Origin of the sequence: Caballeronia sp. LjRoot34, assembly GCF_964253815.1 — a bacterium.
Classification (GTDB): Bacteria; Pseudomonadota; Gammaproteobacteria; order Burkholderiales; family Burkholderiaceae; genus Caballeronia.
Window position 1 is genome coordinate 3,497,754 of record NZ_CAXUSB020000001.1, and the last position, 23,261, is coordinate 3,521,014.

General features: G+C 61.3%; 22 protein-coding genes and 1 pseudogene. 11 read left to right on the forward strand and 12 right to left on the reverse strand.

Annotated features, from left to right (window positions below):
• Positions 1-7: 7 nt before the first annotated feature.
• From pyrR to ACSQ36_RS15660, 3 genes and pseudogenes are all read right to left on the reverse strand, one after another.
• Positions 8-523: a bifunctional pyr operon transcriptional regulator/uracil phosphoribosyltransferase PyrR gene (pyrR, locus tag ACSQ36_RS15650; protein WP_436182581.1), complete on the reverse strand. Its 516-nt coding sequence runs from the start codon at positions 521-523 to the stop codon at positions 8-10.
• Positions 510-981: pseudogene (gene ruvX / locus ACSQ36_RS15655) on the reverse strand (Holliday junction resolvase RuvX). Before ruvX ends, pyrR begins: the two are co-directional and overlap by 14 nt.
• A complete protein-coding gene (locus ACSQ36_RS15660) occupies positions 978-1,556 on the reverse strand; it encodes a YqgE/AlgH family protein (protein WP_213767034.1) in 579 nt (192 codons plus the stop codon). The pseudogene ruvX and the gene ACSQ36_RS15660 overlap by 4 nt, the downstream one beginning before the upstream one ends.
• 29 nt (positions 1,557-1,585) lie before the next feature.
• On the opposite strand from ACSQ36_RS15660, the gene ACSQ36_RS15665 reads away from it, so the two are divergent.
• Positions 1,586-3,037 carry a cryptochrome/photolyase family protein gene (locus ACSQ36_RS15665; protein WP_436182582.1) on the forward strand — a complete coding sequence of 484 codons (1,452 nt, stop codon included), beginning with the start codon at positions 1,586-1,588 and terminating at the stop codon, positions 3,035-3,037.
• A gap of 46 nt (positions 3,038-3,083) precedes the next feature.
• On the opposite strand, the gene ACSQ36_RS15670 is transcribed toward ACSQ36_RS15665, so the two are convergent.
• Entirely contained in the window at positions 3,084-4,442 is a 1,359-nt protein-coding gene (locus ACSQ36_RS15670; protein WP_436182583.1) for a hypothetical protein, read from the reverse strand.
• 327 nt (positions 4,443-4,769) lie between these two features.
• Positions 4,770-4,940: a rubredoxin gene (locus tag ACSQ36_RS15675; RefSeq protein WP_025527884.1), complete on the reverse strand. Its 171-nt coding sequence runs from the start codon at positions 4,938-4,940 to the stop codon at positions 4,770-4,772.
• A gap of 364 nt (positions 4,941-5,304) precedes the next feature.
• Here ACSQ36_RS15675 and thiD point away from each other — a divergent pair, with 364 nt between their 5' ends.
• The 3 genes from thiD to ACSQ36_RS15690 are packed head-to-tail and all read left to right on the forward strand — an operon-like array spanning position 5,305 to position 7,472.
• The gene (gene thiD, locus ACSQ36_RS15680; protein ID WP_436182584.1) at positions 5,305-6,186 is read left to right on the forward strand and encodes a bifunctional hydroxymethylpyrimidine kinase/phosphomethylpyrimidine kinase; all 882 of its coding nucleotides are present in this window, start codon (positions 5,305-5,307) and stop codon (positions 6,184-6,186) included.
• A gap of 25 nt (positions 6,187-6,211) precedes the next feature.
• Positions 6,212-7,027, forward strand: coding sequence for a DUF72 domain-containing protein (locus tag ACSQ36_RS15685; protein ID WP_436182585.1), 816 nt, complete (start codon positions 6,212-6,214; stop codon positions 7,025-7,027).
• Positions 7,020-7,472 carry a hypothetical protein gene (locus ACSQ36_RS15690; RefSeq protein ID WP_436182586.1) on the forward strand — a complete coding sequence of 151 codons (453 nt, stop codon included), beginning with the start codon at positions 7,020-7,022 and terminating at the stop codon, positions 7,470-7,472. Before ACSQ36_RS15685 ends, ACSQ36_RS15690 begins: the two co-directional genes overlap by 8 nt.
• A 117-nt stretch (positions 7,473-7,589) precedes the next feature.
• Here the strand turns inward: ACSQ36_RS15690 and groL are convergent, their stop codons facing one another.
• The 4 genes from groL to vapB form a co-directional block, all read right to left on the reverse strand.
• Complete coding sequence (gene groL, locus ACSQ36_RS15695; RefSeq protein WP_436182587.1) at positions 7,590-9,230, reverse strand: chaperonin GroEL; 1,641 nt, start codon at positions 9,228-9,230, stop codon at positions 7,590-7,592.
• Positions 9,231-9,339: 109 nt separating this feature from the next.
• Complete coding sequence (locus tag ACSQ36_RS15700; RefSeq protein WP_031362728.1) at positions 9,340-9,630, reverse strand: co-chaperone GroES; 291 nt, start codon at positions 9,628-9,630, stop codon at positions 9,340-9,342.
• A 315-nt stretch (positions 9,631-9,945) separates the two neighbouring features.
• Positions 9,946-10,371 (reverse strand): type II toxin-antitoxin system VapC family toxin, encoded by a 426-nt coding sequence (locus ACSQ36_RS15705; protein WP_436182588.1) that lies wholly within the window; start codon positions 10,369-10,371, stop codon positions 9,946-9,948.
• Positions 10,368-10,643 (reverse strand): type II toxin-antitoxin system VapB family antitoxin, encoded by a 276-nt coding sequence (gene vapB / locus ACSQ36_RS15710; protein WP_436182589.1) that lies wholly within the window; start codon positions 10,641-10,643, stop codon positions 10,368-10,370. Before vapB ends, ACSQ36_RS15705 begins: the two co-directional genes overlap by 4 nt.
• Before the next feature lie 255 nt (positions 10,644-10,898).
• On the opposite strand from vapB, the gene ACSQ36_RS15715 reads away from it, so the two are divergent.
• A complete protein-coding gene (locus ACSQ36_RS15715; protein ID WP_436182590.1) occupies positions 10,899-11,690 on the forward strand; it encodes a DUF2242 domain-containing protein in 792 nt (263 codons plus the stop codon).
• A gap of 233 nt (positions 11,691-11,923) precedes the next feature.
• Here ACSQ36_RS15715 and ACSQ36_RS15720 read toward each other — a convergent pair whose 3' ends face one another.
• Positions 11,924-14,032 carry a D-(-)-3-hydroxybutyrate oligomer hydrolase gene (locus ACSQ36_RS15720; RefSeq protein ID WP_436182591.1) on the reverse strand — a complete coding sequence of 703 codons (2,109 nt, stop codon included), beginning with the start codon at positions 14,030-14,032 and terminating at the stop codon, positions 11,924-11,926.
• A gap of 229 nt (positions 14,033-14,261) precedes the next feature.
• Positions 14,262-14,612: a BON domain-containing protein gene (locus ACSQ36_RS15725; RefSeq protein ID WP_436182592.1), complete on the reverse strand. Its 351-nt coding sequence runs from the start codon at positions 14,610-14,612 to the stop codon at positions 14,262-14,264.
• A gap of 827 nt (positions 14,613-15,439) precedes the next feature.
• On the opposite strand from ACSQ36_RS15725, the gene ACSQ36_RS15730 reads away from it, so the two are divergent.
• The 6 genes from ACSQ36_RS15730 to ACSQ36_RS15755 all read left to right on the forward strand — a co-directional run bounded on the left by ACSQ36_RS15730 (position 15,440) and on the right by ACSQ36_RS15755 (position 21,817).
• Positions 15,440-16,795, forward strand: a complete 1,356-nt coding sequence (locus ACSQ36_RS15730; protein ID WP_436182593.1) for a TAXI family TRAP transporter solute-binding subunit — start codon at positions 15,440-15,442, stop codon at positions 16,793-16,795.
• A gap of 70 nt (positions 16,796-16,865) precedes the next feature.
• A complete protein-coding gene (locus tag ACSQ36_RS15735) occupies positions 16,866-17,516 on the forward strand; it encodes a 2-hydroxychromene-2-carboxylate isomerase (protein ID WP_436182594.1) in 651 nt (216 codons plus the stop codon).
• Positions 17,517-17,821: 305 nt separating this feature from the next.
• On the forward strand, positions 17,822-18,799 hold the full coding sequence (locus ACSQ36_RS15740; protein ID WP_436182595.1) for a LysR family transcriptional regulator: 978 nt from the start codon (positions 17,822-17,824) through the stop codon (positions 18,797-18,799).
• A gap of 193 nt (positions 18,800-18,992) precedes the next feature.
• On the forward strand, positions 18,993-20,207 hold the full coding sequence (locus ACSQ36_RS15745; RefSeq protein WP_436182596.1) for an MFS transporter: 1,215 nt from the start codon (positions 18,993-18,995) through the stop codon (positions 20,205-20,207).
• 175 nt (positions 20,208-20,382) lie between these two features.
• Complete coding sequence (locus tag ACSQ36_RS15750) at positions 20,383-20,964, forward strand: DinB family protein (RefSeq protein WP_436182597.1); 582 nt, start codon at positions 20,383-20,385, stop codon at positions 20,962-20,964.
• Between the two features lie 106 nt (positions 20,965-21,070).
• Positions 21,071-21,817 carry a GntR family transcriptional regulator gene (locus ACSQ36_RS15755; RefSeq protein ID WP_213768578.1) on the forward strand — a complete coding sequence of 249 codons (747 nt, stop codon included), beginning with the start codon at positions 21,071-21,073 and terminating at the stop codon, positions 21,815-21,817.
• 13 nt (positions 21,818-21,830) lie between these two features.
• On the opposite strand, the gene ACSQ36_RS15760 is transcribed toward ACSQ36_RS15755, so the two are convergent.
• A complete protein-coding gene (locus ACSQ36_RS15760; protein WP_436182598.1) occupies positions 21,831-23,219 on the reverse strand; it encodes a CoA transferase in 1,389 nt (462 codons plus the stop codon).
• Positions 23,220-23,261 lie beyond the last annotated feature (42 nt).

The following is a 23,261-nucleotide window of genomic DNA, read 5'->3' on the forward strand; positions in this document are numbered from 1 at the left end:
CGCGTTTTTAGTCCGTGCGAGCTTCAGTCGTGAACGCCAGCGTGCCGTCGTCGCGCTGCGTGAGCACGAGATTGGCGTTCGCGGGTACATCGACTAAACCGCCGGTAAAACGCGCCGCCATGGGTAACTCGCGGCCACCACGATCGGCGAGCACGGCGAGTTCCACGGAAGCCGGACGGCCGAAATCATAAAGCTCGTTGACGGCGGCGCGCACGGTCCGGCCCGTTGAAAGCACGTCGTCGACCAGCAGGATTTGTTGATTGTCTACTTCGAACGGCAGCGACGTCGGGCTGGCCTGGCTGTGCAGGCCCTTCTTTGCGTAATCGTCGCGATGCAACGACACGTTCACCACGCCGAATCCGGCCACGTTCAGATCTTTGGCGAGCCGTTCGACGAGCCACACGCCGCCGCTGTAAATACCCGCGAGCACCGGAGCGCCAGCTTGCGTCAGCGATTCACCATAAGCCGCGCGGATCTGCCCAAGCAACTCGCGATACAGCGCCTCGGCATCAATGGAACTCATGATTTGTCGTCAAGTCCGTCTAGATACTGTTGGAGGATGACCCGCGCGGCTTCGGCGTCGATATCGTCGTAACGGCCCTTCGCATTCATCTTCACGCCGTTGCGCTTCATTTCGGCCTTCGCTTCCACCGATGAATACCGCTCGTCCACCCAGCTCACCGGCACGCTGAAACGACCGTTCAGCTGATTGCCGAAACGCGTGGCGAGTTGCGTCATTTCATGCGGCGCGCCGTCGGGGTGCATGGGTAGCCCGACGATCACCGTCATGGGTTTCCATTCATCAATTAATTGACCGGCTACTTCGAACCGATATTCACGGCTGCGGTTTTCAAACACCGTCAGCGCCCGGGCGTGCCCGGTCAACGTATTGCCGACCGCGACGCCAATGCGTTTCTCGCCGTAATCGAAGGCGAGCAGCGTGGCTTCGGTGCGCGCGTCAGTGCGGGTGTCACCCGTCATGCGTGGCCCGCTTCGCCCGACAGCATGGAAAGCGATACGCCGAGCAACGACAACGCCGCTTGCAGCTTGTCCTCGGCGGGTACGTCGAAGACGATCCGCGGATCGGCTTCCACGGTCAGCCAGCCGTTCTTGGCGATTTCTTCTTCCAGTTGCCCCGCGCCCCAGCCGGCATGGCCGAGCGTGAGCAGGAAGCGTGCAGGCCCTTTGCCGCTCGCGACCGCTTCGAGCACGTCTTTCGACGTGGTCATGGCGAGACCGCCGGGAACGCTCATGGACGAGGTGTAGACATCGCCGTCGGCCGGATCGTGCAGCACGAAGCCGCGTTCCGTCTGCACCGGGCCGCCGAAATAGACGGGCAGATGCACGAGCGGCTCGATCTCGAGTTTCAGGTCGATGCGATTGAAAAGCGATTGGAGGTCGATGTCGGTCGGCCGGTTGATCACCAGGCCGAGCGCACCGCGCTCGCTGTGATCGCAAAGGTAGACTACAGTCCCCGAGAACGTGGGATCGGCCATGTTTGGCATGGCGATCAGGAACTGATTGGTCAAATTGATGCGATCGGAAGTGTTGGACATAATTCGAATTTTAGCAAAGGCGCTGCTTGATGGCCGACTTTGATCTGGGGCTAGTCTGGTTTCGACGAGACCTGCGCGTAGCAGACCATGCTGCACTCTATCACGCACTAACACGCTGTCGCCGGGTGCTGTGCGCCTTCGTTTTCGACAGCGAAATTCTCTCTCCTTTGCCTCAAAACGATCGTCGCGTGCCGTTTATTCATGCCAGCCTGATCGAACTCGATAAAACCCTGCGCGACGCGGGCGGCGTCCTGATGGTGCGGCACGGTTTGCCGTCGCACGAGATTCCCGCGCTCGCCCGCGACTGCGGCGTTGACGCGGTGTTCACGAATCGCGACTACGAGCCGTCTGCGAAGGCGCGGGACGAGGATATCGGGGGGAAACTGGCCAGCGCGGACGTGGCGTTTTTCACGTTCAAGGACCAGGTTATCTTTCATGAGAATGACGTGCTGACGGGCGCAGGCAAGCCCTACACCGTGTTCACGCCCTATAAGCGCAACTGGCTCACGTCACTGACGCCCGATGCGTTGAAGCCGTATGCGTCGGAAGAAAACCTCGCTGCTTTGGTGCGCCCGCCAACTGGCGTGAAGCACGGCATTCCGTCGCTGGAATCGCTCGGTTTCAGCGCCGCGCACGCGCCCGCGTTGCCGGTAGGATCGAGCGGCGCGTACCAGCTCTTCGATGACTTCCGCGACCGCATGGTCGATTACGACCGGACCCGCGACTTTCCGTCGGCCAAAGGTCCGAGTTATCTCAGCGTGCATCTGCGACACGGCACCATCTCGATTCGCGCGTTGGCCCGTACCGCACACGACGCTCAGCGTCACGGCAATCAGGGCGCGCAAACGTGGCTGTCCGAATTGATCTGGCGAGATTTTTATTTCTCGGTGCTGCACCATTTTCCGTATGTTGGCGTCCCGGGCGACCACAAGGCGTTCAGGCCGGAATACGACCGTATCGAGTGGGAAACGGGAGACACCGCCGATGCCAATTTCGCCGCGTGGTGCGAAGGCCGGACGGGTTATCCGCTAGTCGATGCCGCCATGCGCCAGATGAATCAGTCGGGTTATATGCATAACCGGCTGCGGATGGTCGTGGCGAGTTTTCTCACGAAGGATCTCGGGCTTGACTGGCGGCGAGGGGAGCGGTATTTCGAGTCGATGCTGAACGACTTCGAGCTGTCATCGAATAATGGCGGGTGGCAGTGGGCATCGTCTAGCGGTTGCGACGCGCAGCCGTATTTCCGTATTTTCAATCCGGTCACGCAGTCGGAGAAATTCGATACCCACGGCAAGTTCATTCGTCATTACGTGCCGGAACTTGCCGCGTTGTCGGATAAAGACATCCACGCGCCGTGGAAAGCGAAACCGGACGCGTTGAAGGCGGCGAAGATTTCGCTGGGCGCTGAATACCCCATGCCGGTCGTCGATCACGATACGGCACGCAAAATCACACTGGCGCGGTACGCCGCGGTCAAGTAGCGCCTTTACGCGGGGGTTCTGCGGCTAAGGCGCTCTTGAACAAACCCTATCGCGTGACAGCCATGCCCCGTTCGATCATCGCGGTCAGCGCTGCAACAGACGCGCCGCCCTCCGACGGTGCAATGCCCGCCGCAGCCTGATGCAACATCGCGCCGAGCGCCTGGGCCGCGCGCTCGGGAATCGCGGCATCGAGCGGCGAGCCATCCGGGCTCGTCTGTGCCTCGTACGCAATCCGCCGCCACGCGAGCCCGAGCGTGTCGGCAAGCAACGCGACATGACCCAGCCCCAACGCACACGCCGCCGCACCCAGCCGATACGCCGCGTCGGCTGCTTTGAGCGCAGCCGGTACGGCGATACGGCCAGCCTCCCGCGCCGACATCCCATGCTCGATCAACGCGCCGATCGCCGGCTCGGCACCTGTCAGAAAGTCTTCGTACGCAAGGGCGTTCACGCGCACTACGCCCAGATCGCGAGTGGAAGCGTCACGCGCCTGCTCCACATTGCGCTCCCACGCGTCCTCGGATGCCTGCGACGCCGCGACGTGCCAGTCCACGGTCAAGCCGTAATCGCGCAACACATCGACCTGGACGGAGTCCTCCGCCGACGCGCCGTATAACGCGTAATCGCGCCATAACAGCGCCAGCGCAGCGCGCACCAGCGACTTGGGCGCATGCGACAAACCATGCGCCTGATCGGCCAGAACCAGGTTGAAGCGAGCGTAGAGGCGACGTGCGTCGGCGGCGGTGTCGGGATCGGGCTGCAAACGCAATGCTTCGACGACCGCGCCTGCCAGACGCCAGAAATCGTAGGGATCGGGACCGGCAAGATCGGCTAAACAGGCGTCGAGGATAGAAACAATTTCGGCCTCGCCCTTCAGCTCACCGGCCTTCGAACGCAGCAGCATCAGCAACGCCCGTTCATAGTGCGCCCGCACGCGAGCGAGGCGTTCGGAGGAAATGGAGCGCAGCGTGGCCGGCGCAATGGCACGGCCGGCGAGCGCGAGGTCATCGAAGGAAACGGGCGCGGCGCGGGTATGCGCGGCCATCAGCGCATGCAGCCCGCGATAATGCTCGAACAGCAGCGTGGAACAGGCGAGCTCGCGCAGATTGCGGCGCTCCACCGCCGCGCTGAAATCGCGCAACGCTTCAGCGAACTGGTTGCGATTTTTTTCGCTCAGCCCGGCAAGCGGCGACACCATCACCAAGGTCTCGCCGAAACGCTGCGCCGGCAGCCAGCCCGCCGAGTGCAACGCGCCAATCCCGCGGCGCAGGACGCCGAGCGTGTCGCCATCGCGCACGAATGCGTGCAGCGCGTCAGTCAGCGCCATCTCCGCAATCCGCACGGCGCCTCCGCGCGGATTGGGCAATGCCTGGAACGTGTTGCTCAAGCCGGATTGAGTTGTCATGGAACGCTCACGAGCCGATGCACGGCGCTACGCCATGCATCGGATGGATCTTGATCGAACCCGGGCGCATTTTCGCCGATGCATGCCGCCGCATCCCCTCTGGCGATAAAACCCGGACACACGCCGGAAGAGTCGAGTCGGGTCGAGCCAACTCGCTGGCCGAGCGTTCCTGCCCACTGATCTAACTGTGGTCTAACCTGACCGTCATGCGCGCCACGAACCACCAAGCGAACCGCACGCTTATTGCCCACACGTAAACAAGACGCGCCGCATGAAGGCATCCCATCCATGCGGCGCGGTTTTTCCTTGCGACATCCGAGCCTCTGCTCAGATCTGGACCATTTCGAAGTCTTCCTTGCGTGCGCCGCATTCGGGACACGTCCAGTTAATTGGAACGTCTTCCCAGCGAGTACCCGGCGCAATTCCTTCCTCGGGCAGTCCCGCTTCTTCGTCATAAATCCAGCCACAAATCAGGCACATCCAGCTTCTGTATTCCATACTTATGTCGCGTCGGGCAATCGGTTAAATGAGTGCATGATGGTACCGGTTTGGCGGCGCGATGCCTAGCAATGCGGCAGCGCTGGCCGATCGGCCGGGATTCGGACGGCTTTCGGATTTCGTTGAGGTTTCATTGAATCCCTCCCGGCACTGCCACGCGGGCGTTACACAGCGCGCGACGCCCTTCCAGCAAGTATCGGTCCTTCGTTGCACCGGTTCCCGCACAATGATTCATCCGGCTTTGGTACGAAAAAAAGCCCATCTCATGTGTCCACGTAACTTTAGGCCGCATAATCGTGCCGTTTGCGCCGGCTCCTTGTCCGGCCGCTTGAATAGCCGATAGATTGAACAAACGAATAATCCGATGCCCAGCGACACCCCTCCTATTGTTCTAACCTTTGGCCTGTCCGATCCCACGGGCGGCTCCGGCCTGCAGGCAGACCTGCTGACACTTGCCAGCATGGGCTGTCACGGACTCACTGTCCTGACCGGTTACACCGTGCGCGACTCGGCGAACTGCGACGAAGTCACCGGGCTCGACCCCGACACCGTGGGCACTCAGGCCCGCATGTTGCTGGAAGATATGCCGGTGGCGGCCTTCAAGATCGGCGCCGCGACGCGCGCGGAAGTGGTCAGCGCAATTGCAGAAGTGGTCGCCGACTACGACGACGTGCCGCTGATCCTCGCACCTGACTTCACGCTCGACGACGAACACGTGCTCGCGGCGGACGAATTGCGCGAATCGATGGCGGATTTGCTGGTGCCGCAAACCACCATGCTCGTGGCCGATCACGCCACGCTCCTGCAACTCGCGCAGCCCGATGGCGACGCCGAAGCGCCCACGCTCGACGCCGCGATTTCGCATTTGCTGTCGCAGGGCTGCGAGTACATCCTGGCGACGGAAACGGGCACGCATCGGCATGTGAACACGCTTTACAGTGAGGAAGGCCAGATCAGGCAGGACACGTGGGACCGTACCGAGCACCGCATGATGGGCATTACCGACACACTCGGGTCTGCCATCGCCGCGTTGCTTGCTAACGGGCAGGAACCCGCGGAAGCCGCGCGCGAAGCACAGGAATATGTGTTTCAGGCGACCCGCGCTGCCTTCAGGCCCGGCATGGGCGCTTATTTGCCGGACCGGTTTTTCTGGGCGCGTTCGAACGATGACGACGAGACGCCGCCCGTGGTTATCGATGCACAACCCGATGCACCACCCGTTACACCTGGCGAAGCCCGCCACTGATACTTTCCTGGAGCGAAACTGACACATGCCGCTGCGCAAAACATCGCTCCACCCACTCAAGCACAGTCCCGGCCTCGTGCGGGTCGGCTGCGCTGGCTGGGGTATCACGGACGCAGTCGCGGAACACTTCCCCGGCGACGGTACTCACCTCGCCCGCTATTCGCAGGTGCTGACCTGCGTTGAAATCAACTCCAGCTTTTATCGGCCGCATCGGGCGGAAACGTATGCACGCTGGCGCGATAGCGTGCCCAGTACGTTTCGCTTTTCCGTGAAGATCCCGAAGGCCATTACGCACGACGCTCGTCTCGTCAGTTGCGAAACGCTGCTCGACACCTTCCTCGAATCCGCGACGCAACTGGGCAGTACGCTCGGTTGCTGGCTTGTGCAACTACCGCCCAGCCTCGCGTTCGACCCCGACGTGGCCAAGTCGTTTTTTACATCGATGCGTGAACGCACGGACATTCCGATCGCGCTGGAAGCACGGCACGAGAGCTGGTTCGCGAAAGACGCGGCCACGTTGCTCAAGGCGAAACAGATTGCCTACGTCGATGCCGATCCACAACCCGATGACTGTTTCATCGCGCATCGGGCGGATACATCGCTGGTGTATTTCCGGTTGCATGGCTCACCGGAGATGTATCAGTCGTCGTACGAATATCCCTACCTCGATTCCCTTGCGCTCACGCTGCATGACCGGGCAAAAAAAGCGCACGAGGTTTGGTGCATCTTCGACAACACCGCCGCCGGCCACGCCCAGTTCAACGCGCTGCGCGTGAAAAGCCGCAAGGCATTGAACGCGCGTCCGAAACGCGCGGCCGTCATGGAGAAAGCTGATGCTTGAGTTCAGAAAATGGCTGGGTACACGGGTGATTGCGGGGGCGCTGGTGGCCGTCAGTTCCGCTGTGGCTTTCGCGCAGACGGCGCCGGCTCCGGCTCCGGCTCCGGCTGAAAACACGAATTCGAACGCTACGCCCGTCGGCGATGGCACCTTTCTGCTGACCATTTTCCTGAAACATGATGAGTCGAAGACGCTGCCGAAGATCAACGAACAACTGAAGGAGCAAGGTTTCTTCAAGGCGTTTCCACCGCCGGGCGTTCAGGTGGTTTCGTGGTACGTGATGATGGGCATCGGTCAGGTGGTCACGCTGCGTGTCCCCGCCGATAAATTGCGCGAGGTGAATCGCGCAATCGAAAATACCGCGTGGGGTGGTTACCGGACCGAGTTCTACCCGACCTACGACTACAAGGCGGCCGCCGAACAGATGCGCGCGGAGAACAACAAATAGCCGGCAGTTTCTTGAGCCGATAAAAAAACCCGCATCGTTGCCGATGCGGGTTTTTTCTTTGGCAACCCGGGCTCCCGAAGAAACCCGCGCTGCCCTGTAATTCAGGCCAGGCCTGAATTACATGTCCATGCCCATACCGCCCATGCCGCCGGGCATACCGCCGCCCATCGGAGCATCTTCCTTCGGCAGTTCCGACACAGCGCAGTCGGTCGTCAGCAGCAGACCTGCCACCGATGCCGCGTTTTGCAGTGCCGTACGCGTCACCTTGGTCGGGTCCACAACACCGGCTTCCACCAGGTCGACGTACTCGCCCGTTTGCGCGTTGTAGCCGAAGTTGCCCGTACCGGCTGCAACTGCTGCCACCACGACGCTGGCTTCTTCGCCACCGTTCGTGACGATCTGGCGAAGCGGCTCTTCCATCGCGCGCAGCACGATCTTGATGCCGGCGTCCTGATCGGCGTTGTCGCCCTTCAGGTCCTTCAGTGCCAGACGAGCGCGGATCAGCGCAACGCCGCCGCCAGCCACGATGCCTTCTTCCACAGCTGCGCGCGTTGCGTGCAGTGCGTCTTCAACACGTGCCTTCTTTTCCTTCATTTCGACTTCGGTCGCAGCGCCAACCTTGATCACTGCAACGCCGCCAGCCAGCTTGGCGACACGTTCTTGCAGCTTTTCACGGTCGTAGTCCGACGTTGCTTCTTCGATTTGCGTGCGAACTTGCTTCACGCGCGCTTCGATGCTCGCAGCTTCGCCAGCGCCGTCGATGATCGTGGTGTTTTCCTTCGCCACTTCGATGCGCTTAGCCGAGCCCAGTTCAGCCAGCGTAGCCTTTTCCAGCGTCAGGCCGGTCTCTTCAGCAATCACTTGACCACCGGTCAGGATCGCGATGTCTTCCAGCATGGCCTTACGACGATCGCCAAAGCCCGGAGCCTTCACAGCAACGGTCTTCAGGATGCCGCGGATGTTGTTCACAACCAGCGTAGCCAGTGCTTCGCCTTCGACATCTTCAGCGATGATCAGCAGCGGACGGCCAGCCTTCGCAACTTGTTCCAGGATCGGGAGCAGGTCACGGATGTTCGACACCTTCTTGTCGTGCAGCAGCACGAACGGGTTTTCGAGGATCGCGACTTGCTTTTCCGGCGTGTTGATGAAATACGGCGACAGGTAACCACGGTCGAATTGCATACCTTCAACCACGTCCAGCTCGTCTTCCAGCGACTTGCCGTCTTCAACCGTGATCACGCCTTCCTTGCCGACCTTGTCCATTGCTTCAGCAATACGGTCACCAATCGACGTGTCGCTGTTAGCCGAAATCGCGCCAACTTGAGCGATTTCCTTGTTCGTCGTGCAAGGCTTGCTGATCTTGCGCAGTTCTTCGATAGCAGCCGAAACTGCTTTGTCGATACCGCGCTTCAGGTCCATCGGGTTCATGCCCGATGCAACGTACTTCATGCCTTCGCGAACGATCGACTGAGCCAGGACCGTAGCCGTGGTCGTGCCGTCGCCTGCGTTGTCGCTGGTGCGGGAAGCAACTTCCTTCACCATTTGCGCGCCCATGTTCTGCAGGCGGTCTTTCAGTTCGATTTCCTTAGCGACCGAAACACCGTCCTTCGTGACCGTCGGGCCGCCGAAGCTGCGTTCCAGAACCACGTTACGACCCTTCGGGCCCAGCGTGACCTTGACCGCATTGGCCAGGATGTTCACGCCTTCAACCATCTTTGCACGGGCGATATCGCCAAATACGACTTCTTTAGCTGCCATATTCAAACTCCTTGATTCGTTTCAGTTTTCTGGCTTTCGATCAGGGCGGACGAGAATCGCTTGAGCGGTTCGATCGTCCGGCCGGAAAGCCAAATGGGCTTGAAGGTGATTACTTGACCAGAACGGCCATGATGTCTTCTTCGCGCATCACGAGCAGTTCATTGCCGTCGACCTTGACGGTCTGACCAGCGTATTTACCGAACAGCACGCGGTCGCCCACTTTGACGTCGAGGGCGTTTTGCGTACCCTTGTCATCGCGCTTGCCCGGGCCGACGGCCAGGATTTCGCCTTGATCCGGCTTTTCAGCTGCAGCGTCGGGGATGATGAGGCCCGAGGCAGTCTTGGTTTCCTGATCCAGACGTTTGACGATGACGCGATCGTGCAAAGGACGAAGGTTCATACACACTCCTCTCTAACTGAGACTATAAAAACGCGGGAAACCCGTCCGACGACCTACAAAGCCACCGGGCGGAAAACTGTTAGCACTCTCGTGCAATGAGTGCCAAGTATATGGCACACCGATCGGTAATTTCAAGAAGGGATATCGGTGAGGGACGAGAAATAGATGTCGAAGCAGATCTGAATGAGAGGTAGGGTCTCTCCAGCTTCCGTTCATTCGTGTCGAGCAAGTTGGTTTTAAGTGGAAAAAATCTCAATGAAACAATAGCTTAAGACTTATGTAGTCACCGGTTGCCAAGGGACGGCAAATTCTTTGTCAGGTCGCGGGCGTAGCCCAGTCTTCGATGCGCAAGCCGGGCACTCGTTTGAACTCGCGAACGTTGTTCGTCACCAGCACTGTGCCGGCGGCCAGAGCGTGGCCGGCGATAGCGGCATCGTTATCGCCGATGGGCGTTCCATAGCTTGCCAGCGCGATTCGCACGCGTGTCGTCTCGTCTACGGCCGCGGTGTCCCAAGGCAGGATGCCGTCCAGCCGCGCGACAAAGGCCGATATAAGTCCAGCATGTTTGGGCGATGCCTTTTTGCCGATCGACCCGAAACGCATTTCCGCGTAAGTGATGGCTGAAATGACAATGCGCTGCTGGGCATCGACGCAAGCCTGCAATTTCTCCAGGACTTCAGCTGGGCGCTCGCGCATAAGGAATGAGCAGATGTTTGTGTCCAGCATATAGAGCTGCGTCACTGGTCCTGCTCTCCTGCGTCATCATCTGGACTGGAAAGATCAAAGGAAAGATCAAAGCGGCCGGTCTGGATAACCGCAGGACGCTCGGCGAGAAAATCTGCATCGGCTAGAGGCTCACTTGCGAACGAGGTCCAGTTTGGCCGCACCGGGCGCAGTAGTATCGTGTCCCCTTCACGCTGGATTTCGAGTTCTGTCACTCCGTCGAACTGCATGTCCTTTGGAATCCGGACCGCCTGATTAGCGTTGTTCTTAAAAATAGATACCGTGCGCACGAGCACCTCCTGAAGCAAAGATATGCATTCAATTTTAAGCATATGTCAACATATGTCAAGCATTTAAACCAGACTTACTTTGGCTACCGCCGTCCACATCTGGAGAGGCTCCAGCGGCTGGGCGCACTCGGAAACTGTCGTTGTGAGAGGGAAACTGATGACCCCAGTCCAACGTAATTTCTTGTTTTTACGCCGATACGCGCGGCGCACTACAATCTAGGCCGCCGAAGTCCTTCGTTTCATCCAGCCGCCGTCATGCAAAACCCGCTTTCCCGACTTTCGCTCGCCCTGCCCCTGCTCGCGCTCGCCGCTTGTGGCGGCAAGGCCGCGCCCACGCCCAGCTATCAGGCCGAAATGTTCTTGACGGGCGCGAGTCCGTTCACCCGCAACTACGACGCCACGAGTCAGGAAACCTGCGAAGCCTCGCGCCGCGCGCTGCTGAGCCAGGGTTACGTGACGACCATGCCGCAGCCCGATACCGTCGATGCCACCAAGAACTTCCAGCCCGCGGCGGACACGCACGTGGTGGTGTCGTTCCATGTGGTCTGTACGCCGGGCGAAAACGCGAGCAATACGAGCATCGCGTATGTGAATGCAGTGCAGGACGGTTATACGCTGAAGAAAAGCGATACCTCGGCCAGCGTGGGTTTGAGCGTGCTCGGCTCGCTCTCGCTGCCGATCCGCTCGAACAGCGACTCGATGGTGAAAATCTCCAGCGAAACCGTGCCGGCAGGCAAGTTCTACGATCGCTTTTTTAGTCTGGTCGAGCACTATTTGAAGACCGTGCCGCGCAGCTCGCCGATTCCTGGCGAGAATGTCAGCAGTCAGGCGCTGGCGCCATCGCTGATCCTGAATTCGCCGGACCTCACGCCAACACCCATCGTCGTGCAGACGCCAGCCGCGAGTGCGGCCGCTCGCGCGGAGTTGAACGCCAGTGCGGCTAGCCCTGCGCCAACGGCAAGTGCGGTTTCAGCCGCCAGCGCCACGGCGGTGACGGTGGCTACCCCGGCTTCGGTGCCGGTGGCCGCATCGGCGACTACGCCTTAAGCGCTCGGACGCAGTTGCCACCAGGTCCTTCCCGCTGCAGCCAATTTACTCACCGATAGTCACCGCGTAATCAATCGAAGATAGCGGCTTATCCAATACTTGCTGCCGGCAACACGCCAACCGCCGCCAGTTTCAGCGGCCGCGCTTCGATAAATCGCAAATTGCGCCCCGTCCCCATCCCCGTCCGACACCGTCGCCGGCCAGCCATTGACCGGCGAGATGAAGCCCCAGCTTCAATTCGGCACATTCACCCCGCCACCGCCGAACGTGATTGCGTTCGACCCGGGCGACGCGGAAATCGCCGGTAAATTACTCACCGATAAAGCCGGCGCCGCTCCCGCCGTACCGCCTCTCGGCACCGTATGCACGACCTGCGACGGCGGCAAAGGTGCCCCGTTCTTCAAATGCGCCCACATCAGGTTCAGCGCCTGAAGGTTGTAGTACTGCAACGGCACGAAGCGCGTATCGAAGCCCGCGACGCTCAGGAACGCATCGAAATGCTGGCCGTTCGTCACCTCGTAAAACGACAAATTGCTTGAATTGCCCTCGGCCAGCTTGTTCATCGCCGCGTACGGGCGCGACGCGTGGTTGATCGGCACAAGCGTATCCGAACGCCCCTGCACGATGATCGCCGGCTTCCCGTGCAGATTCGCATTCACCCGGATCGCGTTGACACTCGCCGTCATCCGCGCGTCGCCGTTCGTCCACAAGCCGCGCAGACAAAACGCGCCGGCGAAACTTGCATCGGCGGTAGCGAATCGATGGTCCGCCGCGCCCGAATTTCCCGCGTTGTAGACGAGATTGATACCGTTGGTCGGCGGCACGCCATTGCCGTTGCCGAACACGGTAGACATCGGCGATACGAGCTGGCTGACTCCAGCCGCCCCCGTCACCGCATTGGTCGTGCCGAAACTGAAGTTGCAGAGGTTATCGGCGACGCTCGACTGCGTGTACGCGTTGGCATACGTCACGGCAACCGCCGGCACGGCCTGCGAATCCCACATCGGCGCCTGCAGAAAGTCGGAGTCCGTCTGATAACCGGCCTGATGCAGTTGGGCGAGGGCATTGGTGGCCTGGCTGAGCACATCACCGCCGGTAATCACGCCGTTCACTGCCAGCGACGCGCAGCGCGCCGCCCGGATCGACGCGGTCGTGGCCACAGGCAACGTCGTGAGATAAGGCGCGCCCGCTGCGGCCGGCGCCAGTGCCGCGCACGGCTGCAGCAGGTTCGCGAGCGTCATGTAATCGGCGAGCGGCCGGCCGAACGACGCCACCGGCACGCCGCCCTGCCTCACCGAAACCTGCGACGGAACGTTCAGGTTGATCTGCGGCTCACCCACGACCACCGCCGTGATCCATCCTTGCGTGTCCTGCTCGGCGGCCGCGAGCGACGCGCCGCCGCCATTGCTCACCGACGCAGCGATGGTCGTCACATCCCCGCGGTTATAGCGGATCTTGCGCGTGGTGCCGTCGAGTGGGCCGTAGGTATCGTTGAGCGCCCAGTACGCGAACTGGATTGCCTGCAGCGTATTCGCGCCCCAGTTTTTCTCCGGATTCTGCTGCGAGTGCGCGTGTTTGAACGCGTAGCGATTCGGGAATTGCCCGTTGAACGTGGCGAGACTGGTGCTCCCGAGGTTCGCCGTGAACACGCTGGTCTTGCCGGCAGCCGCGGCGTTTGACAACGTGCCGTCGATAAGCGTAATCGTGTTCGTCGCCAGTTCGTGCGCGCCGTTGCCGCTGCCTTTATCGGTGTAAGCGACCGCGCAGCCGCGTTTCAAACCCCATTCCCCCGCCGCCGATATCGCCCCGTACACGCCCCGCGACCCGGACGAAGTGGCCGTGACAATGCACGGCTGATCGGGGTTGAAACTCGCCGGGATCTGCACGAGCAAACTCACGTTGAGCGTGCCGCCGCCGTCGTCGGCGAAAGCCAGATATTCCTTGCCGGCGATCATCCCCTCGCCGAGCGTGTCGTTGCCGTTCAGGTCGACGTTCGGCCCCCAGAAGCGTCCGTAGCCGCCATTGGCGGACATATCGACGAGCGCGCGATAGTTCGAGTAGATCGCGAGACGGCGCAATTCAGCGGCGCTCGGCGCAGCTGCGTTGGCAATGGCGGGCGGCGTTGCCGATGCCAGCCCGTCCTTGCCCAGCCCCGCTGTCAGCAGGTCATCGGTCGTGCCGTCGTAGGTTTGCGTGCGCACGCTGCCGGCGATGAAGTTCGGCAGCGCATTGTTCTGCGAACCGTTGCCATTGCCATTGCCGTCGTCGTTGCCGTGACAGGCCGCGAGGCCGAACGCCACCATTGCCAGCGCAAGCGCCATGACTCCCGGGAATCGCTTCATCGTCGCTCTCCACCATGTTGTTTTTATTCGGCGTACTTCTTTCGATGCACGTCGCGAACCTGGCTCCTGCTCTCAACCAGGAAGCGTGAGCCCATAGCCTGGTCCCATAACGCATAACGGGTTCCGGCGCAAAGCACCGGAACCCGTTATTCAAACCACTGGACGAAACCGCGTCACACGCTGCAAAAACGCTGCAACGACGCACCGCAGTCCAAGGCTCAGGAAAGCATCAGCCTCCACCGTTCGGTTCAGCCAGCGTGAGCTTGTTCGAGACGGAAGTCACACCGCTCACGCCCTTCGCCACTTCTTCGGCCTTCGGGATTTGCGCGCCGTCCGGCACCGTACCCGTCAGCACGACTGCACCGCCGCGTGCGCGCACGAAGATGTTCGACACGTCGATGCCCTGTGCCTTACTCAATGCACGCCGCACATCGAGGCCGAGCTTGCGGTTGACCTTCTTGGTGGTCTTGGCCGACGGTGCCGTCGTGGCCGTGGCATCACTTGATTGAGCATAGGCGCTCGACGCCACTGCGACGCACATCACGACGCTCAGCGCCTTCAACATATCGACTACTTTCATGACTTCTCCTTTTGTTTCGCTTTGGACTTCGCAAAGTGTTGCTCTTGTACTTCTTTGGACCGCATCAACCCAGCGGCTTGGCTACGACATCTTGCGGCCTGACTGTACGAACGGCGACCCGACGATCGACGCGCATACGACACAAACAGACCGGCGATGCTGGCGACACGGTGTTGCGAGAGACTGGCGAAAAAACAAATGTCCGGCCTTTCTTGTACGGGTGTCATGACCGTTGGCTCAAGGACATAAGCTGCTGCACATCATGCGACGCTGCCGGTTCTGCTCGGAGCATTTCTCCGAATGCCGGTTAGGCGGCGCGGATGCTGGTTCTACGGCGGCGAACGTCAATTTAATCCAGCCTCGCGAGAAGCGCAAAGCATTTAACACGATGAAGTGCGCACTCGACCGTAGTTGTCGTTATTGTCATACCGGCTTAGGGCCTGCTCGTGATCCAACAGCACGGGCGTTCATGTACCATCGGCGAAAATTGCGACAGCGCGTGGGCAATGAATGTAACAACAGACGTTTCAACATATTGGCACAGGCATGTTTTACTGCCGCGATTGAATAAAAGACATAACGCGCAGAACAAGAGGTATTTTTAACCATCTCAAATTCGTTTGTTGAATAAGTTGGTGCGAGGGTTTTCCCTTTCCCTTTCTTCTTTTCGCTCCCGTTTATAAAATTCGCTGCTTTAATGGTTTTGCGGTTTTGCGTCAACGCAGGTCCCCGCCCCACCGAACCCGACAATGACTCAAACTCCCGGCCAAGAACCTCCCGCTCAGGAAACCTCGAAGAAAACCCGTACCCGGCGCATGGCTCCGACAATGGCACGTTTCGTCGCAATTTCCTGGCGCGACCTCGCGATATCGTTCGGACCGATCCTGCTGATCAGCGCCGCCGCGATCTATCTCGCCGTGCGCCTGATCCAGCCCGCGCCGCCCAATACGCTGACGATGTCGGCGGGACCTCAGGGCAGTTCGTTCTGGAACGACGCGCAGCAGTACAAAAGGATCCTCGCGCGCAACGGTGTCACGCTGAACGTGCTGGAGTCCCAGGGTTCGCTCGATAACCTGCAAAAGCTCGAAGATCCGAAGGTGAACGTCGATGTCGGTTTCGTTCAGGGCGGCATGTCGGCGCCCGGCACGCCGGACAAGCACGAAAATCTGGTCTCGCTCGGCAGCGTGGCGTATGTGCCGCTGGCGGTGTTTTATCGTGGACCGCTGCTGACGCGGCTTTCGGAACTGAAGGGTAAGCGGCTCGCCATCAGCACCGAAGGCAGCGGCACGCGTGCGCTTGCGCTGGCGGTGCTGAAGGCGAATGGCATCGAGCCGGGCGGCAACACCGAATTGCTGCCGCTGAGCGACGACGCCGCGGCGAGCGCGCTGACGGACGGGAGTATTGACGCCGCGTTCCTCACCGGGGACTCCGCGCAGCCGCCGACCATGGGCAAGCTGTTTCGCACGCCCGGAATCCGTTTCCTCGACTTCACCCAGGCCGACGCCTACGCGCGGCGCTTTCCGTATCTGAAGGTGATCGTCCTGCCGATGGGCGCCTTCGATCTGGCGAAGAACGTGCCGCCGCAACCTTTCCACCTGATTGCGCCGACCGCCGAGCTGATCGCCCGCGACGGACTGCATCCGGCGCTGTCCGACTTGCTGATCGAAGCCGCGAAAGAGGTGCACGGACGCGCGAACCTGTTGCAGACGGCCAACGAATTCCCCGCGCCGCTGCAACATGAATTTCGGATCAGCGACGACGCCGAGCGTTACTACAAGTCGGGTAAAAGCTTCCTGTACCGGACGCTGCCGTTCTGGATCGCGAGTCTTGCGGATCGCGTGATCGTGCTGCTGGTGCCGATTATCGTGGTGCTGATTCCGGGTTTTCGGCTCGTGCCGGGACTGTACAGGTGGCGGATCAAATCGCGGATCTACAAGATCTACGGCGCGCTGATCGGCATTGAACGCGAGGCCATGAGCGACCCCGAACCGGCTCAGCGCGAGGCGCTGATCGACCGGGTGGACGGCATCGAGAACGCGGTCAACCAGATGAAGATGCCGCTCGCCTACGCCGACCAGTTCTACGTGCTGCGCGAGCATATCGGCTTCGTGCGGCAGCGGCTGACCATCGCGCAGGCCGCCGCACTCGACGCGCAGGGAGACAGCGTTCAGCACACCACGTAATATCGAAAGAAGAAACGACGGTAACCGGCGTGACGGCTACCGCGACGAGCAACGCACCAGGGAGATTCATATGAGCGCCTCGGCTTCCATCGATCCGCATCAGCCGTACTTTTTTTTCGATTTCAACTCTCCCTTTTCGTATCTGCTGCTCGAACAGCATGAAAAGTGGCCGAACATGCCGTTCGAAGTGCTGCCCGTCGACTATCTGAAGCTCCTCAAGCACTGGGGCCAGCCGATGCCGGGCAACATCCCGTCAAAGCGCGTGTTTATGTATCGATACGCGCTCTTTCGCGCCGAACAACTGGGTATTCCGTTCAAAATGCCGCCGTCGCATCCCTTCGATTCCAGCAAGGCGCTACGCCTTGCCGTGGCGGCGGGTGGGGAAATCGGCTGTATCCGCGAGATTTTCCGGTTCATCTGGAAGCAAGGCCGCGATCCGTCGAGCGAGCAGGGATTCGACGATCTGTGCCGCCATGTGGGCCTGCCCGACGGCGCGAAAATGATCGAGCTCGAGGACGTCAAGGCGACGTTGCGGGCAAATGTCGAGCGCGCGGTGGAACTTGGCGTGTTCGGTGTGCCGACGTTCGTGGTGAACCAGCAATTGTTCTGGGGCGAAGACACGCTGCCGATGGTGCTCTACGTCGCGCGTTCGCCGAACTGGCTCGACGGCAAGGAAGTACGGCGAATCAGCAATTTGCCGAGGACCGCGCCGGAAGTGTGACGCGGCGCGGTATGAGAGCCGGCTGATTCGTGAGGTTCAGCCCGCGCGGGTTGACGGCCGGCCCCTATTCGGAAGTGTGAAGCGGCGCGGGATGAGAATCGTCAGGTTCGGCGGGTTTCGGAGGTTCGGCCCGCGCTGGTTGACGGTCGGCCCCTATTCCATCCATAGCATGCACGCTATGGCGTGCGCGTTCGGTCGGGCTTAACGTAGTGCACTCTCGATCGGGCGTGCGCTGCGCCTGATCGTCCCGCCACGAATTGCTACGCAACACTCAGCCCCAAGGGTCCGCCCGAAGACCGCGCTCTATGACTGATCCCATCGATCCTGCCGATTACGCCAGCTCCGCCGCCGATTCCCTCGACATCTGGCTGATCCGCGTGCTGCAAACGTTGCTGACCGAGCGCAGCGTCACGCAGGCCGCGCTGCGCCTGGGGCAGACGCAACCCGCCATCAGTACGGCGCTGCGGCGGCTGCGCGAACTGCTGCGCGACCCCATTCTCGTGCGCGGCAAACAGGGTATGGTGCCGACCGAGTACGGCGCGTCGCTGCTGCCGGCTGTGCAGCGCACGTTGCGCGAGGTCGAGTTTGTCGCCACACCGCATGGCGCCTTCGATCCCACCACGTCACGGCGCACCTTCCGGGTCGCCGCGCCGGATTACCTGAACGACTTTTTCATGCCGACGATGATTCGCGCATTCCGCGTGGCGGCGCCGAATGCGCGGCTGGAGATCGAATCGCTGACGCCGACGCTTGATCACGAACGTGCGCTCGATGACGGCGATCTCGACCTGGTCGTCGGCAACTGGGAAAATCCCGAGCCGCGTTTTGCGCGCCGTGAACTTTTCACCGACAGCTTCGTGTGCCTCATGCGCCGCGGCCATCCGCTCGCACGCGAACCGCTGACAACGGCTCGCTATGCGCTCGCCGCGCATCTTGCGCCCACCACGTATAGCGGCGCGAAGCGTCATCCCATCGATATAGGCCTGGCGGGCGCAGGCATCCGTCGACGCATTGTCACGACCATTCCGTACTTCGGGCTCGTGCCGCAAGTGCTGCTGCAATCCGACCTGATCTTCACCGCTACGCGACGCTTCGCGCTGCATTACGCCGCGCTGTTGCCGCTGGTGGTCATGGAGTCGCCGATCGAGTTTCCGCCTATCGAAAGTTATCTGATGTCCTTGCCCGAGGTCAGCCGCCCCACCGACCTGGCCTGGTTGCAGGCGCTGATGGCCGATGTATCAATGGAGTTGACCGGGCAGTCCGCCGGCCTGGAAAACCGGTAAGACTTTCCCGCTCCACGGCCGGTCACGGGCCAGATGCAAATTCTTCGTCCGCAACGAAAATTCTGCAAACTCTTCCCCGACAAGGCTTTTCGCTATTCTGCGTATCCTGAAAAAGCATCTGGCGGGCCACGTTCGCGCCTAAGCTATGGGAGAATCACGCTTCTTCAGCGATATCAACCCCGCAATTACCCCAATGTCCACCGAAGCCCCGCTGTCCCGACGCGCCGATCTAGCCATTACCGGGCGGATCGTCTCGGTCGTCACGTTCACGTTCATTTGTTATTTGACCATTGGCATCCCGCTCGCGGTGCTGCCTGGTTTCGTGCATACGGATCTCGGCTACGGATCGGTGATGGCAGGCGTGGCAATCAGCGTCCAGTACTTCGCAACCCTCGCCTCGCGGCCGCTCGCCGGGCGCACGGCGGACACCATCGGGCCGAAGCAGACCGTGCTGTACGGGCTGACCGCCTGCGCGATCAGCGGCGTGCTGCTGCTCAGCGCGGCGCTCGCGTCGCAATGGCATTCGGTGAGCCTGGGGCTGTTGATTATCGGGCGTCTTGTGCTTGGCTTTGGCGAAAGCTGGGTCGGAACCGGTGCGATCACGTGGGGTATCGGACGGGTTGGCGCCGCCGGCAGCGGGCGCGTGATCTCGTGGAACGGCATTGCCACGTATGGCGCGCTGGCCGTTGGCGCCCCGCTTGGCGTGGCGATGGAGCGCTCGATTGGATTTGCGTCGCTGGGCGCGCTGGTGATTGCGCTGGGCGGCCTCGGCTATTGGCTTGCCACGCGCATGGCGGCTGTTCCGATCGTGCATGGCGAGCGCATGTCGTATCGCAGCGTGTTCTTTCGCGTGTTGCCGCACGGCATGGGTCTCGCGCTGGGATCGGCGGGATTTGGGTCGATCGCCACGTTCATTACGCTCTTTTATGCCGCGCACAACTGGCCTGATGCAGCGCTTTCGTTGACCGTGTTCGGCACGATGTTCGTCGGCTCGCGGCTGTTGTTTGCCAACACCATCAAAGTTTTTGGCGGCTTTCGCGTGGCTATTGTGTCGTTTGCGTTCGAATGCGTCGGCTTGCTGATGCTCTGGCTTGCGGCCGATCCCGCCTTCGCGCTTGCGGGCGCCGCGCTGACCGGGTTTGGCTTTGCGCTGATCTTCCCGGCGCTCGGGGTGGAAGCGGTCGGACTCGTACCGCCGGCTAGTCGTGGCGCGGCGTTGTCGGCGTATTCGGTGTTTCTCGATTTGTCGCTGGGCGTGACGGGGCCGCTGGCCGGGTATGTCGCCGGGGAATTCGGGTTCAGCTCCGTGTATCTGTTTGCTGCGGTTGCGTCGGCGGCGGGGGTGGCGCTCACCGTCGCGTTGTATATGCGCACAGGGCGCGGGGTGGGGGGAGCGGCTACGGCTTGAGAAGCCGGTTCGCTCAACCGATGAAAAACGTCCGCTTCGGCGGACGTTTTGTTTGGCGTGCTCAAACGGGTAAGAGGGGACTCGAAGACATCGGTCAACATTCCCCGTGCCATAATTTAATGCTGCTACCCGCCATCGTGCGATAGCGCTCTTGCCGTTTCACGAGCCGCTGATCATGCCCAACCTGCTTTCCCGCCACTTCCTCAGCATGGCCTACAACAATGCATGGTCGAATCATCGCCTGTTGAAGGCTTGCGCTTTACTAATCCAGGCAGATTTCGCCGCGTATCGAACCAGCTTCTTTCCGTCGATCAAGGCGACGCTCAATCACAATCTGACCGTCGACTGGTTTTACATCGACGCACTCGAACGCGAGCAGCGTAACGAGCTGCCTCATCCGCAGATCACGTCTTTCTTCGATCCGGAAGAACCCTTCGATACCTGCGCCGACCTGCAACGCGAGCAACGGCTGGCGGACCGGCGGCTCATCGACTATTGCGCTCAGCTCACCGATAACACCCTCGAGCGCCAGGTCACCCTCCTGCGTCCGCGCGCAAAACAGCAGGAAACACGTACGCGGCTGCTCGGACACGTGTTCCAGCATCAGATCCATCATCGTGGGCAGGTGCATGCCATGCTTGCCGCAACACCGGTCGCACCGCCGCAACTCGACGAATTTTTCTGCGATATCGATGCCGAGCTCCGCGCCGCCGACCTGGCCGAAATGGGCCTGAGCGAAGCGGCTGTCTGGGGATAAACGAAGAGCTCACCCGCCTCTGCCCATGGGTGCCCCTTCTCATTCAATCCCCGTCGCCGCGCTGCTTGTCTTAGAATCTGCCCTTGGTCCCCACTTCCTGCGCACTATGAACACGACATCGGAGGACCGCTGGCGCGACTTGCGCCCGGACCCGGACAGTGACACCCCGCTTTATCTCCAGCTCGCCCGCAAGCTCGGCAACGCAATCCACGACAATCGCTGGAACGCGGGCGAAGCCTTGCCCTCGGAACGCGTGCTGTCGGAAGCGCTCGGGGTATCGCGGATTACGTCGCGTAAAGCAATCGCCTTGCTGGTCGAACAAGGGCTGATTCGCCGCACGCAAGGCGCCGGGTCGTTCATCACGCCGCGCTATGAAGATCCGCTGTCACGGCTGTCGAGCTTCAGCGAAATGCTGCGTCGACGCGGTTTTACCCCCGGCTCGAAATGGCTCTCCCGCGTGATCGAACCCGCAAATCGCGATGAAGTGATCCAGCTCGGTTTATCGCCAGCGGCTGCCGTGACACGCTTGCGCCGCTTGCGCACGGCCGATGGCATCGTGATGGCCGTTGAGAACTCCACCTTTCCGGCAGCGCTGATTCCGGACCCGCAGGCTGTCGGCGATTCGCTTTATAGCTTCCTGGAACAGCGCAACCTGTCGATCGTGCGAGCCCTGCAGCATTTCCGCGCGGTGAACGCGAGCGATGAGATCGCCGCGCAAATGGGCATCGCGCCCCACGACGCGCTGCTGCTGATCACGCGCGTGGGTTATACGGCCGACCAGCGCCCGATCGAACTCACCGATACCTACTGCCGCAACGACTATTACGATTTCGTCGCGGAGTTGCGCAAGTAGCCGTCAACAGCGCTCACCACCAGCGCGGCTGATCGGTCCCGATAGGCACCGGCGGCGACACCCAATACGGCGGCGTCAGCGACATCCGTTCAGGCGGCTGCGTGCACGTGAGCGAACCAAACGGCGAATCGATGGTTTGCAGCATGTCGCGGACATCGTCGAGTTGAGGATCGGGCACGTTCTGACCGCCTTGGATCAGACCCATCGATTGCAACCAGCGCCCGGTCCGCGCCAACGCCACCCGCACATGCCAGCTTCCGCCTTGCGTGGCGCGTCGTTGCAGCGCGATCATCGCGCCAAGCGCCGCGAGATAACCGGTGGCGTGATCGAGTGCCTGACACGGCAGATGGCGCGGTTGCGCCTGACCAGCCGCTTGCGCTTCGGTCCACGCAATCCCGCTCGCCGACTGCACGAGGCTGTCGAAACCACGCCGTTGAGACCACGGGCCTTTGTGCCCATACGCCGATATCGTCACATACACAATGCCCGGGCGCAGCTGCGCAGCCTCTTCCGGTCCGAAGCCGTGCGCTGCCAGCGCGCCCGGGCGATAGCCTTGCAGGAAGACATCGGCATCTTTCAACAACGTGCGCAGCGATTCACGGCCGCTCTCTTCGCGAAGATCGAGCGTCGCCGAGCGCTTGCCGCGGCCGTTGTCGATGACTAACGGTGGAATGTTCGGCAGATGCGGACCGTTGATGAGCAGGACATCGGCACCGTGCTCGGCGAGCGTTCGCCCCGCCACCGGACCCGCGATGATGCGGCTCAAGTCCAGCACGCGGACGCCTGACAAAGGCCGATGCGGCTCGCCTTCACCGATGGATTCGGGAGGCACATCGTCAAGTCTGACGATCTCCAGCAGCGGTATTTCCGCAATCGCGTGGGCCTGCGGCGTGAGCGCCCATTCCTCCGGCGTGCGGATCAGCGCGGCGCACAGGCCGGCATCGGCTAGCGCCTCGTCCAGGCTTGCGCCATTCCATTGATGGATGGCCTGCGTCACGCCGGCGTGATCGTTCGCGCAGCCCAGCAGCTTCACCACGCCGTCCCGATGATGCTTGAAGTTCGTATGAAGCTGGATCCAGCGGCCGTCAAGGGTCTCGTAGAAGCCCATTAGCGGATCGCGCAGCTCCGGCGGGTTATCGGTCCCGATGCGCAAATAGCGCTCGCTGCGGAACGCAATGGCCGCGCGGCGCGTATAGATGTGCACGTCTTGCTGCCGGCCCGTGCGATGCCTGAAGCATTGCGCCGCCGCTAACGCCGACGCGCCCACGCTCGCCGCCGCCAACGCACTCACCCGATACACCGACGGCAGTTGCCGTTCGTCACCGCTGACCGTGAGGTGCTCAAGCGCCTCGGGGTCTCCCTCCGCCAGGCGCCAGAGTTCTTCGACAGGTTTCATGGCCATGTTCCTTCTCAAGGATCGTCCACGGATCGACGGAGCCGGGTA

What these genes read in the sequence shown, in the direction of transcription:
- pyrR (WP_436182581.1), bottom strand. Translation starts at nt 523, where the DNA reads ATGAGTTCCATTGATGCCGAGGCGCTGTATCGCGAGTTGCTTGGGCAG.
- ACSQ36_RS15660 (WP_213767034.1), bottom strand. Translation starts at nt 1,556, where the DNA reads ATGTCCAACACTTCCGATCGCATCAATTTGACCAATCAGTTCCTGATC.
- ACSQ36_RS15665 (WP_436182582.1), top strand. Translation starts at nt 1,586, where the DNA reads ATGGCCGACTTTGATCTGGGGCTAGTCTGGTTTCGACGAGACCTGCGC.
- ACSQ36_RS15670 (WP_436182583.1), bottom strand. Translation starts at nt 4,442, where the DNA reads ATGACAACTCAATCCGGCTTGAGCAACACGTTCCAGGCATTGCCCAAT.
- ACSQ36_RS15675 (WP_025527884.1), bottom strand. Translation starts at nt 4,940, where the DNA reads ATGGAATACAGAAGCTGGATGTGCCTGATTTGTGGCTGGATTTATGAC.
- thiD (WP_436182584.1), top strand. Translation starts at nt 5,305, where the DNA reads ATGCCCAGCGACACCCCTCCTATTGTTCTAACCTTTGGCCTGTCCGAT.
- ACSQ36_RS15685 (WP_436182585.1), top strand. Translation starts at nt 6,212, where the DNA reads ATGCCGCTGCGCAAAACATCGCTCCACCCACTCAAGCACAGTCCCGGC.
- ACSQ36_RS15690 (WP_436182586.1), top strand. Translation starts at nt 7,020, where the DNA reads ATGCTTGAGTTCAGAAAATGGCTGGGTACACGGGTGATTGCGGGGGCG.
- groL (WP_436182587.1), bottom strand. Translation starts at nt 9,230, where the DNA reads ATGGCAGCTAAAGAAGTCGTATTTGGCGATATCGCCCGTGCAAAGATG.
- ACSQ36_RS15700 (WP_031362728.1), bottom strand. Translation starts at nt 9,630, where the DNA reads ATGAACCTTCGTCCTTTGCACGATCGCGTCATCGTCAAACGTCTGGAT.
- ACSQ36_RS15715 (WP_436182590.1), top strand. Translation starts at nt 10,899, where the DNA reads ATGCAAAACCCGCTTTCCCGACTTTCGCTCGCCCTGCCCCTGCTCGCG.
- ACSQ36_RS15720 (WP_436182591.1), bottom strand. Translation starts at nt 14,032, where the DNA reads ATGAAGCGATTCCCGGGAGTCATGGCGCTTGCGCTGGCAATGGTGGCG.
- ACSQ36_RS15725 (WP_436182592.1), bottom strand. Translation starts at nt 14,612, where the DNA reads ATGAAAGTAGTCGATATGTTGAAGGCGCTGAGCGTCGTGATGTGCGTC.
- ACSQ36_RS15730 (WP_436182593.1), top strand. Translation starts at nt 15,440, where the DNA reads ATGGCACGTTTCGTCGCAATTTCCTGGCGCGACCTCGCGATATCGTTC.
- ACSQ36_RS15735 (WP_436182594.1), top strand. Translation starts at nt 16,866, where the DNA reads ATGAGCGCCTCGGCTTCCATCGATCCGCATCAGCCGTACTTTTTTTTC.
- ACSQ36_RS15740 (WP_436182595.1), top strand. Translation starts at nt 17,822, where the DNA reads ATGACTGATCCCATCGATCCTGCCGATTACGCCAGCTCCGCCGCCGAT.
- ACSQ36_RS15745 (WP_436182596.1), top strand. Translation starts at nt 18,993, where the DNA reads ATGTCCACCGAAGCCCCGCTGTCCCGACGCGCCGATCTAGCCATTACC.
- ACSQ36_RS15750 (WP_436182597.1), top strand. Translation starts at nt 20,383, where the DNA reads ATGCCCAACCTGCTTTCCCGCCACTTCCTCAGCATGGCCTACAACAAT.
- ACSQ36_RS15755 (WP_213768578.1), top strand. Translation starts at nt 21,071, where the DNA reads ATGAACACGACATCGGAGGACCGCTGGCGCGACTTGCGCCCGGACCCG.
- ACSQ36_RS15760 (WP_436182598.1), bottom strand. Translation starts at nt 23,219, where the DNA reads ATGGCCATGAAACCTGTCGAAGAACTCTGGCGCCTGGCGGAGGGAGAC.